Raw genomic sequence first — 15679 nt, 5'->3', positions numbered from 1 at the left:
GTCAACAAGACAAATCACGGTGTGCAACCATGTCCGAAATCCGTCACTTTCCTGAAGCCTTGATCCCGGCACCGCGCCCGGTGCAGTTTCGTTGCGAGGAGTTTAATGCCCGCACGGAATTCCAGCCCCACAGCCACCGTTGGGGGCAACTGATGTGGGTGAAAGCCGGGGTGATGGTGATGAAGGTCGGCAATCAACGTTTTCTGGCGCCGCCGGAATTTGTGCTGTGGGCGCCGGCGGGGATCGAGCACTCCTGCTACAACCAGCGGCTGGCGCAGTGCCGCATGGTGGATATCATGCAGTCGCTGTGCGTCGGGCTGCCGGCCGACCCCTGCCTGGTGAGCGTGACGCCGGTTTTCCGCGCCATCGCCGAAGATTTTTACGCACGCAAGCAATATATCCCGCAAGGCAAGCAGGATTTGCGTCTGTGCCGGGCGCTGATCGATCAACTGCATCTGTCGCCGGTCCAGCAAACTTATTTGCCGTCGTCCGACGATAAATTCCTGGCGCCGGTGCTGGAAGCGCTGGAGCATTGTCCGTCGGACAACACCTCGCTCGCCGTCTGGGCCGCCCGGGTCTATACCACTGAACGCACCCTGTCACGCCGTTGCCAGCAAGAGCTGGGCATGTCATTCAGTGAATGGCGCCAGCGGTTGCGTTTCCTGCATGCCGTTTCGCTGCTTGAACAGGGCAAAACCGTGCAGAACGTTGCGCTGGAAGTGGGATACAGCTCGGCCTCGGCGTTTATCGTCATGTTTCAGCAAATCGCCGGCAGCACCCCCGAACGCTTTCGCCGGGCCTGATTCGGTGGCACACTCTTTCCCAGATAACCTCTTCATACTTGACGCCGCCTCTGTGTTGGCTGCGAGCACTCGCCCCAGTCACTTACTTGAGTAAGCTCCTGGGGACTCCTGCTCTTGCCGCCTTGATGCAACGCCAATTATTTTGGGGATAAATAGTCGTAAACCGTCGGAGCAACAAGTGAAAATCCTGGTTGATGAAAATATGCCGTACGCGGCTGAATTGTTCAGTCGTTTGGGGGACGTGCAGGCGGTGCCTGGCCGCCCGATCCCGCGTGATGCGCTGGTGGATGCCGATGCGCTGATGGTGCGCTCGGTGACTAAAGTGAATGAAGATTTGCTGGCCGGTACTCGCATCGGTTTTGTCGGCACCGCCACCGCCGGTACTGACCATGTGGATGATGCCTGGCTGAAACAGCAGGGCATCGGGTTTTCCGCAGCGCCAGGCTGTAACGCCATTGCGGTGGTGGAATATGTGTTCTCTGCGCTGATGCTGCTGGCCGAACGCGACGGTTTTCAGTTGCGCGACAAAACCGTCGGCATTATTGGTGTGGGCAACGTAGGTTCGCGCCTGGATGCCCGCCTTAAAGCCTTGGGTATACGTACGCTGCTGTGCGATCCGCCGCGCGCAGAGCGTGGTGACGTCGGTGAGTTCTGGCCGCTGGAAAAACTGGTGGCGGAAGCCGACGTGCTGACGTTCCATACGCCGCTGAATAAATCCGGTCCCTATCACTCGCTGCACTTGGTTGACGCCGAGTTGCTGGCGGCGCTGCCCGACAACCGTATCCTGATCAATGCCTGCCGTGGCGAGGTGGTGGATAACGCCGCATTGCTGCAGGCGCTGGAAAAAGGCAAAAAGCTGAGCACGGTGCTGGACGTTTGGGAACCGGAACCGGAGCTTTCATTACCACTGCTGGCACGGGTGGATATTGGCACCGCGCATATCGCCGGTTACACGCTGGAAGGCAAGGCGCGGGGCACCACTCAAGTGTTCGAGGCCTTCAGCCGCCACGTGGGGCAGCCACAGCAGATTGAGCTGGCCTCGCTGCTGCCGGTGCCGGAGTTCAGCCAGATCCAGTTGAACGGGCCGCTGGATGAAGGCAAATTAAAACGATTGATGCACTTGGTGTATGATGTGCGCCGCGATGATGCGCCGCTGCGTAAAGTGGCTGGGCAACCGGGCGAGTTTGATCGCCTGCGCAAGCATTATCAGGAGCGCCGTGAATGGTCCTCATTGCGCGTCCAGTGCAATGACAGCGCCAGTGCGGAACTGCTGCACAAGCTGGGCTTCAGCGTGCTGTAAGGGGCCTGCATGCCGGTCCCTTGCCAAAAAGGCATCGGCCCAATACGTAAGGTTGCCTTAAGCAATCGCCGCTATAATAGGCGGCAAAGGATTATCGGGCGGTGGCAACACTGCCCGTCTGCTTTTTAAATGAATACTCTGGAGAAACCCAATGTCTGACGGCTGGAATATCGCTCTGCTTGGCGCCACTGGCGCGGTAGGTGAAGCGTTGCTGGAATTATTACAGGAACGCCAGTTCCCGGTGGGCGAACTCTATCCTTTGGCCAGTGAACGCGGCGCCGGGGCAACGGTACGCTTCAACGGCAAGTCGGTGCTGGTGCAAAAAGCGGAAGAATTTGACTGGTCGCAGGCGCAACTGGCGTTCTTTGTCGCCGGTACCGAGGCGGCGGCCCGCTATGCGGAAGAAGCCGGCAACATGGGTTGCCTGGTGATCGACACCAGCGGCCTGTTTGCGCTGGAGCCGGATGTACCGCTGGTGGTGCCTGGCGTTAACCCGCAGGTGCTGGCCGACTACCGCAACCGTAATATTGTCGCCGTGGCCGACAGCATGGTCAGCCAACTGCTGACGGCGATCAAACCCTTGACCGAACAGGCCGGGCTTTCCCGTCTGCACGTCACCACCCTGATGTCGGTATCGGCACGCGGCAAAGTGGCGGTGGACGATCTGGCCGGCCAGAGCGCGCGCTTGCTGAACGGCATTCCGGCTGAGCCGGGCGTTTTCGCCAAGCAACTGGCGTTCAACCTGTTACCTTTGCTGGCCGACGAGCAGGGCAGCGTGCGCGAAGAACGTTTGATTGTCGATCAGGTGCGTAAGGTTCTGCAGGACGAAGGGCTGCCGATTTCCGTGAGCTGCGTACAGTCGCCGGTGTTTTACGGCCACGCGCAAGTGGTTCACCTGGAAGCGCTGCGCCCGATGTCTGCCGAAGAAGCGCGCAGCGAGCTGGAGCAGGTGGATGATATCCAACTGAGCGAAGAAGACGACTACCCGACTCAGGTAACGGAAGCGTCCGGCAGCGATGCGTTGAGCGTCGGCTGCTTGCGCAATGACTACGGCATTCCTGAAATCCTGCAGTTCTGGTCGGTGGCGGATAACGTGCGCTTCGGCGGCGCGTTGATGGCTATCGAAACCGCAGAGCGTCTGGTGCAGGAGCAGATGTACTGATGTCTGACGTTGTCTCGCCCACCCAGCCGAGGTTAAAAATCGCGCTGGGGATTGAATATGACGGCAGCCGTTATTACGGCTGGCAGCGTCAGCAGGAAGTCGCCAGCGTGCAGGCCTGTCTGGAACTGGCGTTGAGCAAGGTGGCGAATGCGCCGATTGCCGTATTGTGCGCCGGTCGTACCGACGCCGGCGTGCACGCTACCGGCCAGGTGGTGCATTTTGAAACCACCGCGCAGCGCAAGGACGCCGCCTGGACGATGGGAGTCAATACTCACTTGCCGCCGGATATTGCGGTGCGTTGGGTGACCGGCGTGGCCGAGGATTTCCATGCGCGTTTCAGCGCCACCGCGCGTCGTTACCGCTACATTATTTATAACCACCGCTACCGCCCGGCGGTGTTGCAGCAGGGGATGACCCATTTTTATCACCCGCTGGATGCCGAACGGATGGAAAGGGCGGCGCAGGCGTTGCTGGGCGAGAACGATTTTACGTCGTTCCGCGCCGTGCAGTGTCAGTCGCGCACGCCATGGCGTAACGTAAAACACGTTAAGGTTACGCGCTACGGCGAGTATATCGTGGTAGATATTAAGGCGAATGCCTTTGTGCACCATATGGTGCGCAACATTGTCGGCAGCCTGATGGAAATCGGCTGCGGCAATCAGAATGAGAACTGGATGGCCGAACTGCTGGCGCTGAAGGATCGGAATCTGGCTGCGGCGACGGCGCGTGCCGAAGGGTTGTATTTGGTTTCCGTCGATTATCCTGAGCATTTTGGTTTGCCCCGGCCACCAATGGGGCCGCTGTTTTTACCCGACGATTAAACAATCGTACCCTATGAATTTCGAGTTGCAGCTAGGCGCCCAGCTCACTCATCCAGGCGCTTACTAAAGTCAAGCAACTGAGATGAGTTAGTGCAGGTAACAACGCTGCAGCTTGAAAGGCGACGGGTATAGACGCCGGCGCGCCCGACGCGTTGCTCCCTTGTACATCTGCCGGGTGGGTGAGACACCCGGTAAAAAGAGAGAATCTATGGACATCATCAAGTTTGTGATTGATTTTATTTTGCATATTGACGTGCATTTGGCCGAACTGGTCGCGCAATACGGCATGTGGGTCTATGCCATTTTGTTCCTGATCCTGTTTTGCGAAACCGGGCTGGTGGTTACGCCTTTCCTGCCGGGGGATTCTCTGCTGTTTGTCGCCGGTGCGCTGGCGGCGCTGCCGACTAACGATCTGAATGTGCATACCATGGTTGCGCTGATGATCGGGGCTGCGATCCTCGGTGACGCGGTGAACTATACTATTGGTCGGCTGTTCGGCGATAAGCTGTTCAGTAACCCGAATTCGAAAATTTTCCGCCGCAGCTATCTGGATAAAACCCATCAGTTTTATGAAAAACACGGTGGGAAAACGATTATTCTGGCGCGATTTGTGCCGATCGTGCGTACATTTGCGCCGTTCGTCGCCGGTATGGGGAAGATGTCCTACCGTCATTTTGCTGCCTACAACGTGATTGGCGCGCTGGTTTGGGTGCTGCTCTTCACTTATGCTGGCTACCTTTTCGGTGATTTGCCGATCGTGCAGGAAAACCTGAAACTGTTGATCGTAGCGATCATCCTGGTTTCAATTTTGCCGGGCATCATTGAAATCTGGCGCCATAAGCGCGCGGCTGCCCGCCAGCAAAAACAGTAAAAACATCGCTTAACCTGTCGGTTCGACCAGTTTTTTATCCACAGTGTCGGGCCGATATGGTTTAATGAGCGACATTTATGGTCTGTTCCTGCGAACAAACCCTGAATCCAGTGCCTCGGTCACGTGTTTGTCGCGTTTCACTCGGGCACTTTTTCATTGGGTCTGTCTGCGGGGGGATTGTTAAAGCATGAACAGCGGACTGGCATGTGCCAGGTTCAAACAGAAAGGTCATCGATGAGCTGGATTGAACGAATTCTTAACAAGAGCAATATTACACAAACCCGTAAGGCGAGCATTCCTGAAGGGGTCTGGACTAAATGTGACAGCTGCGGTCAGGTTCTCTATCGCGCCGAGCTGGAACGTAATCTGGAAGTGTGTCCTAAGTGCGACCACCACATGCGCATGACTGCGCGCATGCGCCTGCATACCCTGCTTGACGAGGGCAGTGAGGTAGAACTGGGCAGCGAACTGGAGCCGAAAGATGTTCTGAAGTTCAAGGATTCCAAAAAGTATAAAGATCGCCTGGTTGCCGCACAGAAAGCGACCGGCGAGAAAGATGCGTTGGTCGTGATGAAAGGCACGCTGTACGGCATGCCGATTGTCGCCGCTTCTTTCGAATTTGCTTTTATCGGCGGTTCCATGTCTTCCGTGGTCGGTGCACGTTTCGTGCGCGCGGTTGAACAGGCGCTGGAAGACAACTGCCCACTGGTGTGTTTCTCAGCCAGTGGCGGTGCGCGTATGCAGGAAGCGTTGATGTCGCTGATGCAAATGGCGAAGACCAGCGCAGCGCTGGCGAAACTGCAGGAACGTGGTCTGCCGTACATTTCGGTACTGACCGACCCGACCATGGGCGGCGTTTCCGCCAGTCTGGCGATGCTGGGCGATATCAACATCGCCGAGCCGAAAGCGTTGATCGGCTTTGCCGGCCCGCGCGTTATCGAGCAGACCGTGCGTGAAAAACTGCCGCCGGGCTTCCAGCGCAGTGAGTTCCTGATTGAAAAAGGCGCCATCGACATGATCGTGCGCCGTCCGGAAATGCGCCGCACTCTGGCGAGTATCCTTTCCAAGCTGACCAACCAGCCGCAGCCGCATTTCGATGAGGCAGAGCCGGTAGTCGCACAGGAAAATCAGGCCGACGCCTGAGGCCAATAAATCACCCGCGCAGGTGCAAGCCCGCGCGGGGTTCAGCCGTCATTTTGTGGCTAAATGCCGGCTGATATGCCCTATGAATTTCACGTTGCGGTCAATTCGCTGCAACTTGAAAGGTGACGGGTGTTACGGAGAGCATCGCCTTTACCGCGGTGAGGGTGGTGCCCTGATGGATCAATGAACCCAATCAGTGATGGGACTCATGCAAAACCACCAAATTCCCCAAGCCACGTCGCCATTGAGCTCGTGGCTTTATTATCTTGAACGTCTGCACAGCCAGGCGATCGAACTTGGCCTGGAACGCGTACAGCGCGTTGCGGCGCATCTTGATTTACTCACTCCCGCACCGACGGTGTTCACCGTTGCCGGTACCAACGGCAAAGGCACGACTTGCCGGACTCTGGAAGCCATTTTGATGGCGGCCGGTCTGCGCGTTGGCGTTTACAGCTCGCCGCATCTGGTGCGCTATACCGAACGGGTGCGCATTCAGGGCGACGAACTGAGCGAAACGGAGCACTGTCGTTCGTTCGCCGCCATTGAGGCGGGCCGGGGTGAAACCTCACTGACCTATTTCGAATTTGGCACCCTGTCGGCGCTGCAACTGTTCAAACAGGCTAAGCTTGACGTGGTGATCCTGGAAGTTGGCCTTGGCGGCCGGCTGGATGCGACCAACATCGTCGATCCGAGCGTGGCGGTGGTCACCAGTATCGCGCTGGATCATACCGACTGGTTGGGCAACGATCGCGAAAGCATCGGCCGTGAGAAGGCCGGGATTTTCCGCGGCGGCAAGCCGGCGGTGGTAGGCGAGCCGGATATGCCTGACACCATTCGCGAGGTGGCGGAAAAGCTGGGCGCGACGCTGTATCGCCGTGGCGAAGCCTGGACTTTCAGCGAACAGGGCGAACGCTGGCAGTGGGAAGGCGGCGGCACGCTGCTGACCGACCTGCCGATGCCCAACGTCCCGCTAGCCAATGCCGCGACCGCGCTGGCGGCGTTGCACTATTCCGCGTTGGAAATCGATGAGCGGGCGATCTTCACCGGCCTGCAGCAGGCGACGCTGCCTGGGCGCTTCCAGATTGTGCGACAGGATCCGATGCTGATCCTGGACGTGGCGCATAATCCGCACGCCGCAGGCTATCTGGCCGGGCGTTTGGCGAAATTGCCGCGCAAGGGCGGCAAGGTGCGCGCCGTGGTGGGCATGCTGTCGGATAAAGACATCGCCGGCACGCTGGCTTGCCTGAGCGAGCAAGTGGATGAATGGTATTGCGCGCCGCTGGAAGGGCCGCGTGGAGCCAGCGTTGAATCGCTGGCGCAACATTTGACGGAACCGCGGCAGTTTGCCGATGTCGAAACTGCCTGGCGTCAGGCTATGCAGGACGCTGATATTCAGGATATTGTGATCGTCTGTGGATCGTTCCACACCGTTGCGCACGTGATGGCGGCGTTAGACGAGATGCGGGGAGTGTGAGTGGCAAGCAAATTTCAAAACCGATTGGTAGGAACCGTTATTCTGGTCGCGCTGGGGGTCATCATCCTGCCAGGGCTGCTGGATGGAAAAAAGAAACATTACGAGGATGAGTTCGCGGCCATTCCCTTGGTGCCGAAACCGGGTGACGTGGAAGAAAACGACGTGGTGCCGCCGGTAACCCAGTCTTTGCCGGCGCAGCCGCCGGAAGGGGCGGGCGCACTGGTCGAGCAGCAGGCGGCGAACGAAGCGGCCTCGCAGCAGGCCGTACGCCAGACGGCGCAACAGCCGGTTCAGGTCGCGCCGCCGGTCGAAACTCGCCCGGTGCAACAGCCGAAACCGAAGCCGGTCGAAACCAAACCGGTGGAAGTGAAGCCAAAACCGGTTGAAACCAAGCCGGTGGAAGTGAAGCCAAAGCCGGTGCAGCAGCCGAAACCGGTTGTTCAGCCGAAGCCTGAGGTTGTTCCGGAGGTTAAAGCTGAGCCCAAAGTTGAGCCGAAGCCAGAACCTAAACCGGAACCTAAACCAGAACCTAAGCCAGAACCGAAACCGGCCGCAGAAGAGAAAGCGCCGGCAGGGCAGGCTTATGTGGTGCAACTGGGTGCACTGAAAAACGCCGCCAAGGTGAATGAGGTCGTGGCGTCGCTCAGGCTGTCCGGCTATCGCGCCTTCACCGTGCCGTCAACGCCGGTACAGGGGCAGATCACCCGGATCTACGTTGGCCCGGACGCCTCGAAACAGAAGCTGCAGTCCTCGCTGTCTACGCTGAACTCCATCAGCGGTTTGAGCGGCCAGGTGAAGCCCTACGGCACACGTTGACAGAATTGGGGCACAGCATGCTGTGCCCCTGAATCGATGAGTGCTGGTGTAATCACTATTAAAAATGTGCCTTTCACAGGCAAAACGGCCTATGTAGGTGCGGCGATTGGGAATTTTTTTATCGCCGTTTTTTATTTGTAACGTGCTAGGAAATCCCCTACGCAAACGTTTTCTTTTTCTGTTAGAATTCGCCGCGAATTGGATGCAGGGGCGATTCATCATTGGAATAGTTCATGGTCTGGATTGATTACGTCATTATAGCGGTGATTGGATTTTCGGCTCTGGTGAGCCTGATCCGAGGGTTTGTTCGCGAAGCATTGTCACTTGTGACATGGGGATGTGCGTTTTTTGTTGCCAGCCATTTCTACTCTTACCTTGCGGTCTACTTCACTCGTTTTGAAGATGAACTGGTGCGAAACGGCATCGCGATTGCCATCTTGTTTATCGCGACCCTGATCGTAGGAGCCATTGTCAACTATGTGATTAGCTCACTGGTAGAGAAAACCGGGTTATCAGGCACCGACCGGGTGCTGGGCGTCTGTTTCGGCGCACTGCGCGGCGTGTTGATCGTTTCGGCGATGCTGTTTTTCCTGGATACCTTTACCGGCTTCTCGCAAAGTGACGACTGGAAACAGTCACAGCTCATTCCCCAGTTCAGTTATATCATCAGGTGGTTCTTTGACTACCTGCAGAGCACGTCGAGTTTCTTACCGACCCATTTACCGGGGCGGTAGCGCTGATGAGGAAAAGACAACATGTGCGGTATTGTCGGTATCGCCGGTTTTATGCCGGTAAACCAGTCGATTTATGATGCGTTGATGGTGCTTCAGCACCGTGGCCAGGATGCCGCAGGCATCGTCACCATAGATGCCCACAACGGGTTCCGTCTGCGTAAAGCAAATGGTCTGGTGAAGGATGTGTTTGAGGCACGCCATATGCAGCGCTTGCAGGGCAACATGGGTATTGGCCATGTGCGCTACCCGACGGCTGGCAGCTCCAGTGCCTCAGAGGCTCAACCATTCTATGTAAACTCGCCGTTCGGCCTCACGCTGGCCCATAACGGCAACCTGACCAACGCCCATGAGCTGCGCCAATCGCTGTTTGAAAGCGGTCGTCGCCATATCAACACCACCTCCGATTCCGAGATCCTGCTGAACGTACTGGCCAGTGAGCTGGACCGCTTCCAGGATTATCCGCTGGAGTCAGACAACATTTTCACCGCCGTTGCCGGCATGCATCAGCAATTGCGTGGCGCTTACGCCTGCGTGGCGATGATCATCGGCCACGGTCTGCTGGCATTCCGCGACCCGAACGGCATCCGCCCGTTGGTGATCGGCAAACGCACGCTGGAAGATGGCCGTAACGAGTATATGGTGGCTTCCGAGAGCGTAGCGCTGGATACGTTGGGCTTCGAGTTCCTGCGCGATGTGGCGCCGGGCGAAGCGGTGTACATCACTGAGAAAGGCCAACTGTTCACCCGCCAGTGCGCAGAGAACCCGAAAACCAACCCGTGCCTGTTCGAATACGTCTACTTCGCACGCCCAGATTCCTTTATGGACAAGATTTCGGTCTACAGCGCCCGTGTGCGCATGGGGCAGAAGCTGGGTGAGAAGATTGCCCGTGAATGGGAAGATTTGGACATCGACGTGGTGATCCCGATCCCGGAAACGTCCTGCGATATCGCGTTGGAAATCGCGCGTATCCTGGGTAAGCCGTATCGCCAGGGCTTTGTGAAGAACCGCTATGTCGGCCGTACCTTCATCATGCCGGGCCAGCAGGCGCGTCGTAAGTCGGTACGCCGCAAGCTGAACGCCAACCGCGCCGAGTTCCGCGACAAGAACGTGCTGCTGGTGGATGACTCTATCGTCCGTGGTACCACGTCCGAGCAGATCGTTGAAATGGCGCGTGACGCCGGGGCGAAACGCGTTTATCTGGCTTCGGCTGCGCCGGAAATTCGTTTCCCGAACGTGTACGGCATTGACATGCCGAGTGCCAACGAGCTGATTGCCCACGGCCGTGAAGTGGATGAAATCCGCCAAATCATCGGTGCCGACGGCCTGATCTTCCAGGATCTGGACGATCTGATCGAAGCGGTGCGCGAAGAGAACCCGGATATCAGCCAGTTCGAATGCTCGGTGTTTAACGGCATCTATGTCACCAAGGACGTAGACCAGAACTATCTCGAGTATCTGGAATCGTTGCGTAACGACGACGCCCAGGCGATGCGTGGCCAGACCGAAGCAGAAAATCTGGAAATGCATAACGAAGGTTAAGCCGAAGCGCTAGCCAAAAAGGTGCACCGCGGCGTTTGTCGCGGTGCATTATCCTCCCCCCGACTTGCTTATGTACCGCCATTCCGGCAAAGTCTGCCTGATCCTACTTTCTCTTCGGCAGAGGCCAGCTTTATGAAACGACTCATCATCGGTATTTCCGGCGCCAGCGGCGCAATCTACGGCGTGCGCCTGTTGCAGGCATTGCGCGACGTCGCAGAGGTGGAAACCCATTTGGTGATGAGCAACGCGGCGCGGCAAACGCTTTCGCTGGAAACCGAGCTTGGCCTGCGTGAAGTGCAGGCGTTGGCTGACGTGGTGCATGACGCACGCGACATCGGTGCCAGCATTTCTTCCGGTTCGTTCAAAACCCTGGGTATGGTGATTTTACCTTGCTCAATCAAGACGTTATCCGGTATCGCCAACAGCTATAGCGACGGCCTGCTGACGCGCGCCGCCGATGTAGTCCTGAAGGAGCGCCGCCGGCTGGTGCTGTGCGTGCGTGAAACCCCGTTGCATATAGGCCATTTACGCCTGATGACGCAGGCTGCGGAAATGGGCGCGGTGATCATGCCACCGGTACCGGCTTTTTATCACCAACCGAAAAGCGTCGATGACATCATCGATCAAACCGTGAATCGGGTGGTGGATCAGTTCGACATTGAATTACCGAAAGATTTGTTCACCCGCTGGCAAGGCTCCAATTAACAAATTTATCCCCAATTTGGCACATTTGTGCAACACCGCACTGAATTAGGGCGGCACATGCACCATAATGATCCCACTCCATCACGTTCACTGTTTCAAGGCTCTGGCATTTTGTCATTGCCCGTGACGCGGCCCTGACTGGCCGATTTATTTTTGCGGTTATCGTCCCAGGAAACAGTTTTGTGAAGGCCGGAGCCGTTCCCTCCGCCTACAGCAACAAATGTGGCACGATTACTGCAAATTGATTTGGTGGGAAAGTAATGCCCGCAGTGGCATCAAAAAAATCAATTTGAGGGTAATTTATGAAAAAGCTGGTTAAGGTTCTTCCTTTAGTCTTGGCTTTGAGCGCAGTAAGCAGCGCATTTGCCGCGCTACCATCGACGCTGAAGATAGGTACCGATCCGACCTATGCACCATTTGAATCCAAAAATGCCAAAGGTGAGTTGGTCGGCTTTGATATCGATCTGGCCAAAGAGCTGTGCAAACGCATAAATACCCAATGTACCTTTGTGGAAAGCGATTTTGACGCGCTGATCCCCTCTCTGAAGGCGAAGAAAATTGACGCCATCATCTCTTCTTTGTCGATCACCGAAAAACGCCAGCAGGAAATTGCCTTTACCGACAAGCTGTACGCCGCTAACGCCCGCCTGATCGCGCCGAAAGGCTCGAAGCTGCTGCCAACGGTGGATGCGCTGAAAGGCAAGAGCGTGGGCGTGCTGCAGGGCACTACCCAGGAAGCCTACGCGAACGCCATGTGGCAGCCTAAGGGCATCACCGTGGTGCCTTACCAGAACCAGGACCTGGTGTACGCCGACCTGGCATCCGGCCGCATTGATGCCGCTTTCCAGGATGAAGTGGCGGGCAGCGACGGCTTCCTGAAGCAGCCTCCGGGCAAGGATTACGCTTTCGCCGGCGAATCGGTGAAGGATGACAAGTTCTTTGGCGTGGGCACAGGTATGGGGCTGCGCAAGACCGATACCGAACTGAAGGCGGCGCTGGATAAAGCCTTTGCCGACATGCGCAAAGACGGCACTTACGACAAGTTTGCGAAAAAATACTTCGATTTTGACGTCTACGGCGGTTAATCCCACGTACCGTTCCATGGTGTGACTACGGGGTCAGCTTGCTGGCCCCGATGGTTCGGGCTCCAATGACGACAGGGTGAAGTAGATGCTGCAAGGCTATTCCCAATTGATATTTGAGGGCGCTCTGGTGACGCTGGAACTGGCCCTCAGTTCCGTACTGCTGGCGCTGGTGATTGGTTTGATCGGTGCCGGCGGCAAGCTTTCCCATAACCGCCTGCTTTCTACGCTGTTTGGTGCCTATACCACGCTGATCCGCGGCGTGCCTGATTTGGTGCTGATGCTGCTGATTTTCTACGGCCTGCAGATTGCGCTGAACAACCTCACAGAACTGCTCGGCTTTTCGCAAATTGATATCGATCCGCTCAGCGCGGGGATTATCACCCTCGGTTTTATCTATGGTGCCTATTTCACGGAAACCTTTCGCGGCGCTTATATGGCGGTGCCGAAGGGGCAGATCGAGGCGGCTACTGCCTACGGTTTTTCAGGCTCACAGATTTTCCGCCGCATTTTGTTCCCTGCAATGATGCGTTTTGCCCTGCCGGGCATCGGCAACAACTGGCAGGTGATCCTCAAGGCGACGGCGCTGGTGTCGATTCTGGGTCTTAACGACGTGGTGAAGGCCACTCAATTGGCCGGCAAAGGCACCTATCAGCCATTCTTCTTTGCGATAGTGGCCGGCGTGGTTTACCTGATTTTTACCACCGTTTCCAATGGCGTGTTGTTGTGGCTTGAACGGCGTTATTCATTGGGCGTCAAGAGGGCCGAATTATGATCGAGATTTTGCAACAGTATTGGCAATCGTTGCTGTGGAGCGACGGCTACCGTTTCACCGGTGTGGCGGTCACGCTGTGGCTGCTGATCTCATCGGTGGTGATGGGCGGCTTGCTGGCGATACCTATGGCGGTGGCGCGCGTTTCCTCAATCTCCTGGGTGCGTTTTCCTGTGTGGCTCTACACCTACATATTCCGCGGTACGCCGCTGTATGTGCAGCTGTTGGTGTTTTATTCGGGGATGTATAGCCTGGAGATCGTGCGGGGCACGGATTTCCTCAACGCGTTCTTCCGCAGCGGGCTTAACTGCACCATTCTGGCACTGACGCTGAATACCTGCGCCTATACCACCGAGATCTTCGCCGGGGCGATCCGCGCGGTGCCGCACGGTGAAATTGAGGCGGGCAGCGCCTATGGGTTCTCTCGCTTCAAAATGTACCGCTGCATCATTTTGCCTTCGGCGCTGCGCACCGCGCTGCCGGCGTACAGCAACGAAGTGATCCTGATGCTGCACTCCACGGCTCTGGCGTTTACCGCCACCGTGCCGGATCTGTTGAAGATAGCGCGAGATATCAACGCGGCGACCTATCAGCCGTTCTACGCTTTCGGCATCGCGGCGGTGCTGTATCTGGCGATCTCCTACGTGTTGATCAGCCTGTTCCGCAAGGCCGAAAAACGCTGGATGGCGCACGTTAATCACTGATAATGACGGGGAAAAACCATGTCTGAAAATAAATTAGCCGTCACTGAACTGCATAAGCGTTATGGGGAACACGAGGTGCTGAAAGGCGTGTCACTGGCGGCGAATGCAGGGGATGTGATTAGCATTATTGGCTCTTCGGGGTCCGGTAAAAGCACCTTTTTACGCTGCATTAACTTCCTGGAGAAACCCAGCGAAGGCTCCATCAGCCTGAATAATGAAGATATTCGCATGGTGCGCGACAAGGACGGCCAACTGAAGGTGTTTGACAAGAAACAGCTGCAATTGCTGCGTACTCGTCTGACCATGGTGTTCCAGCACTTTAACCTGTGGAGCCACATGACGGTGCTGGAGAACGTGATGGAAGCGCCGGTGCAGGTGCTGGGGTTGAGCAAGGCCGAAGCGCGCGAGCGCGCGGTGCGCTATCTGGATAAGGTGGGTATCGACGAACGCGCGCGCGGCAAATACCCGGTGCATCTGTCGGGTGGCCAGCAGCAGCGCGTGTCCATCGCCCGTGCGTTGGCGATGGAACCGGAGGTGCTGTTGTTTGATGAACCGACGTCGGCACTGGATCCGGAGCTGGTGGGGGAAGTACTGCGCATTATGCAGAAGCTGGCTGAAGAGGGGAAAACCATGGTGGTGGTGACGCACGAGATGGAATTTGCGCGCCACGTTTCAAGCCACGTGATTTTCCTGCATAAGGGACTTATTGAAGAGCAGGGGCCGCCGGCTGAGCTGTTTGGCAATCCAAAAAGCCCGCGCCTGCAGCAGTTTCTTTCCGGCGCTTTAAAATAATCGGTTGCCGGGACCCTGCTCCGTCGGGCCCCGGCATTCCCCTCAGCGGGCGTCGTTCCGTTGATTGATAACGTCATCCAGCGCCTGTTCCAGCTCCAGAAAACGGAAACTGAACCCCGCCTCCTCCAGCCGTCTTGGCACCGCCCGTTGACCGCCGAGGACCAGCACCGCCGCTTCCCCCATCAGTAAACGCATGGCAAATGCCGGCACGCGCAAAAACGCCGGGCGATCGAGCACGTTGGCGAGTTGGGCTGCGAATTGCTCGTTATGTACCGGGTAGGGGGCGACCATATTGAAGGGGCCCTGCAGGGTGGCGTGTTCCAGCAAATAAAGTATGCCGTTGACCATGTCGTCCAGATGTATCCAGGGCAGATATTGGCGACCATTGCCTATCGGCCCGCCCAGCCCCAGACGGAACGGCGGCACCATTTTCGCCAGTGCTCCGCCTTTGCTTGCCAGCACCACGCCGGTGCGCAGCAGACAGACTCGGGTCGCGTCGCTTTGCGCTTGCAGCGCCAGGGATTCCCACCGTTGGCAGAGCTGATGGGTGAATTCGTCATGCGGAGCTTCATCTTCGGTGACCACTGCCTGGCCTTGATCGCCATAGTAGCCTGCGGCGGAACCGGAAATCAGCACGCCGGGCGGCGAGCTGCCGGCGTTAATCAGCGCCGCTAACCGTTCGGTCAGATCCCAACGGCTGTGGCACAGGCGCTCTTTCTGCGCCTTGCTCCAGCGTTTATCGGCGATAGGCTCACCGGCCAGGTTGATCACGGCGTCAAAGCCATCCAGCGACGTTTGGTCTTGCAACGTTGACCAGTAGCTGACTTGTTCGCCAAACCGTTCATGCGCACGTTGTACGTCACGGGTCAGTACCGTAATTGAGTGAGACAGACCCAGCAGCCGCTGCGTCAGGCTGCTCCCTATCAATCCTGTGGCGCCGGTGATCAGGATCCGCATGGTC

16 protein-coding genes are annotated in these 15679 nt (G+C 57.2%); 15 read left to right on the top strand and 1 reads right to left on the bottom strand.

All coding sequences use genetic code 11. From position 1 onward, the window contains the following. The first annotated feature begins 29 nt into the window (after positions 1-29). The 15 genes from SERAS12_RS17635 (at position 30) to hisP (ending at position 14718) form a co-directional block, all read left to right on the top strand. Positions 30-803 carry a helix-turn-helix domain-containing protein gene (locus SERAS12_RS17635; RefSeq protein ID WP_013813914.1) on the top strand — a complete coding sequence of 258 codons (774 nt, stop codon included), beginning with the start codon at positions 30-32 and terminating at the stop codon, positions 801-803. A gap of 178 nt (positions 804-981) precedes the next feature. After that, positions 982-2103 carry a 4-phosphoerythronate dehydrogenase PdxB gene (pdxB, locus tag SERAS12_RS17630; RefSeq protein ID WP_013813913.1) on the top strand — a complete coding sequence of 374 codons (1122 nt, stop codon included), beginning with the start codon at positions 982-984 and terminating at the stop codon, positions 2101-2103. 151 nt (positions 2104-2254) lie between these two features. Continuing rightward, the gene (locus SERAS12_RS17625) at positions 2255-3265 is read left to right on the top strand and encodes an aspartate-semialdehyde dehydrogenase (protein ID WP_013813912.1); all 1011 of its coding nucleotides are present in this window, start codon (positions 2255-2257) and stop codon (positions 3263-3265) included. Beyond that, the gene (truA, locus tag SERAS12_RS17620; protein ID WP_013813911.1) at positions 3265-4086 is read left to right on the top strand and encodes a tRNA pseudouridine(38-40) synthase TruA; all 822 of its coding nucleotides are present in this window, start codon (positions 3265-3267) and stop codon (positions 4084-4086) included. The genes SERAS12_RS17625 and truA overlap by 1 nt, the downstream gene beginning before the upstream one ends. Positions 4087-4294: 208 nt before the next feature. After that, a complete protein-coding gene (locus tag SERAS12_RS17615) occupies positions 4295-4957 on the top strand; it encodes a DedA family protein (RefSeq protein WP_013813910.1) in 663 nt (220 codons plus the stop codon). Positions 4958-5191: 234 nt separating this feature from the next. Further along, complete coding sequence (gene accD / locus SERAS12_RS17610) at positions 5192-6100, top strand: acetyl-CoA carboxylase, carboxyltransferase subunit beta (protein ID WP_004947349.1); 909 nt, start codon at positions 5192-5194, stop codon at positions 6098-6100. 208 nt (positions 6101-6308) lie between these two features. After that, entirely contained in the window at positions 6309-7574 is a 1266-nt protein-coding gene (gene folC / locus SERAS12_RS17605; protein ID WP_013813909.1) for a bifunctional tetrahydrofolate synthase/dihydrofolate synthase, read from the top strand. After that, on the top strand, positions 7575-8390 hold the full coding sequence (dedD, locus tag SERAS12_RS17600; RefSeq protein ID WP_013813908.1) for a cell division protein DedD: 816 nt from the start codon (positions 7575-7577) through the stop codon (positions 8388-8390). It abuts the gene before it with no gap. A gap of 233 nt (positions 8391-8623) precedes the next feature. Further along, positions 8624-9124, top strand: a complete 501-nt coding sequence (cvpA, locus tag SERAS12_RS17595; protein WP_004947341.1) for a colicin V production protein — start codon at positions 8624-8626, stop codon at positions 9122-9124. Positions 9125-9145: 21 nt separating this feature from the next. Continuing rightward, positions 9146-10663: an amidophosphoribosyltransferase gene (purF, locus tag SERAS12_RS17590; RefSeq protein WP_013813907.1), complete on the top strand. Its 1518-nt coding sequence runs from the start codon at positions 9146-9148 to the stop codon at positions 10661-10663. Between the two features lie 132 nt (positions 10664-10795). After that, complete coding sequence (locus SERAS12_RS17585; protein WP_013813906.1) at positions 10796-11368, top strand: UbiX family flavin prenyltransferase; 573 nt, start codon at positions 10796-10798, stop codon at positions 11366-11368. A gap of 302 nt (positions 11369-11670) precedes the next feature. After that, positions 11671-12453 carry a histidine ABC transporter substrate-binding protein HisJ gene (hisJ, locus tag SERAS12_RS17580; RefSeq protein WP_004947333.1) on the top strand — a complete coding sequence of 261 codons (783 nt, stop codon included), beginning with the start codon at positions 11671-11673 and terminating at the stop codon, positions 12451-12453. Between the two features lie 85 nt (positions 12454-12538). Beyond that, positions 12539-13225: a histidine ABC transporter permease HisQ gene (locus SERAS12_RS17575; RefSeq protein WP_004947330.1), complete on the top strand. Its 687-nt coding sequence runs from the start codon at positions 12539-12541 to the stop codon at positions 13223-13225. After that, the gene (locus SERAS12_RS17570) at positions 13222-13926 is read left to right on the top strand and encodes an ABC transporter permease (protein ID WP_013813905.1); all 705 of its coding nucleotides are present in this window, start codon (positions 13222-13224) and stop codon (positions 13924-13926) included. Before SERAS12_RS17575 ends, SERAS12_RS17570 begins: the two co-directional genes overlap by 4 nt. Positions 13927-13944: 18 nt before the next feature. Then, positions 13945-14718: a histidine ABC transporter ATP-binding protein HisP gene (gene hisP, locus SERAS12_RS17565; protein WP_006317049.1), complete on the top strand. Its 774-nt coding sequence runs from the start codon at positions 13945-13947 to the stop codon at positions 14716-14718. Between the two features lie 42 nt (positions 14719-14760). Here the strand turns inward: hisP and SERAS12_RS17560 are convergent, their stop codons facing one another. Next, positions 14761-15675: a TIGR01777 family oxidoreductase gene (locus tag SERAS12_RS17560; protein ID WP_013813904.1), complete on the bottom strand. Its 915-nt coding sequence runs from the start codon at positions 15673-15675 to the stop codon at positions 14761-14763. Positions 15676-15679 lie beyond the last annotated feature (4 nt).

Source organism: Serratia sp. AS12 (assembly GCF_000214195.1).
In the GTDB taxonomy this organism is placed as follows: Bacteria; Pseudomonadota; Gammaproteobacteria; order Enterobacterales; family Enterobacteriaceae; genus Serratia; species Serratia plymuthica.
This window is presented reverse-complemented; position numbering and strand designations above follow the sequence as displayed.

Excerpts from the sequence above, each read along its gene's own strand:
- SERAS12_RS17635 (WP_013813914.1), top strand. The coding sequence starts at position 30 with ATGTCCGAAATCCGTCACTTTCCTGAAGCCTTGATCCCGGCACCGCGC.
- SERAS12_RS17625 (WP_013813912.1), top strand. The coding sequence starts at position 2,255 with ATGTCTGACGGCTGGAATATCGCTCTGCTTGGCGCCACTGGCGCGGTA.
- truA (WP_013813911.1), top strand. The coding sequence starts at position 3,265 with ATGTCTGACGTTGTCTCGCCCACCCAGCCGAGGTTAAAAATCGCGCTG.
- SERAS12_RS17615 (WP_013813910.1), top strand. The coding sequence starts at position 4,295 with ATGGACATCATCAAGTTTGTGATTGATTTTATTTTGCATATTGACGTG.
- accD (WP_004947349.1), top strand. The coding sequence starts at position 5,192 with ATGAGCTGGATTGAACGAATTCTTAACAAGAGCAATATTACACAAACC.
- folC (WP_013813909.1), top strand. The coding sequence starts at position 6,309 with ATGCAAAACCACCAAATTCCCCAAGCCACGTCGCCATTGAGCTCGTGG.
- cvpA (WP_004947341.1), top strand. The coding sequence starts at position 8,624 with ATGGTCTGGATTGATTACGTCATTATAGCGGTGATTGGATTTTCGGCT.
- purF (WP_013813907.1), top strand. The coding sequence starts at position 9,146 with ATGTGCGGTATTGTCGGTATCGCCGGTTTTATGCCGGTAAACCAGTCG.
- SERAS12_RS17585 (WP_013813906.1), top strand. The coding sequence starts at position 10,796 with ATGAAACGACTCATCATCGGTATTTCCGGCGCCAGCGGCGCAATCTAC.
- hisJ (WP_004947333.1), top strand. The coding sequence starts at position 11,671 with ATGAAAAAGCTGGTTAAGGTTCTTCCTTTAGTCTTGGCTTTGAGCGCA.
- SERAS12_RS17575 (WP_004947330.1), top strand. The coding sequence starts at position 12,539 with ATGCTGCAAGGCTATTCCCAATTGATATTTGAGGGCGCTCTGGTGACG.
- SERAS12_RS17570 (WP_013813905.1), top strand. The coding sequence starts at position 13,222 with ATGATCGAGATTTTGCAACAGTATTGGCAATCGTTGCTGTGGAGCGAC.
- hisP (WP_006317049.1), top strand. The coding sequence starts at position 13,945 with ATGTCTGAAAATAAATTAGCCGTCACTGAACTGCATAAGCGTTATGGG.
- SERAS12_RS17560 (WP_013813904.1), bottom strand. The coding sequence starts at position 15,675 with ATGCGGATCCTGATCACCGGCGCCACAGGATTGATAGGGAGCAGCCTG.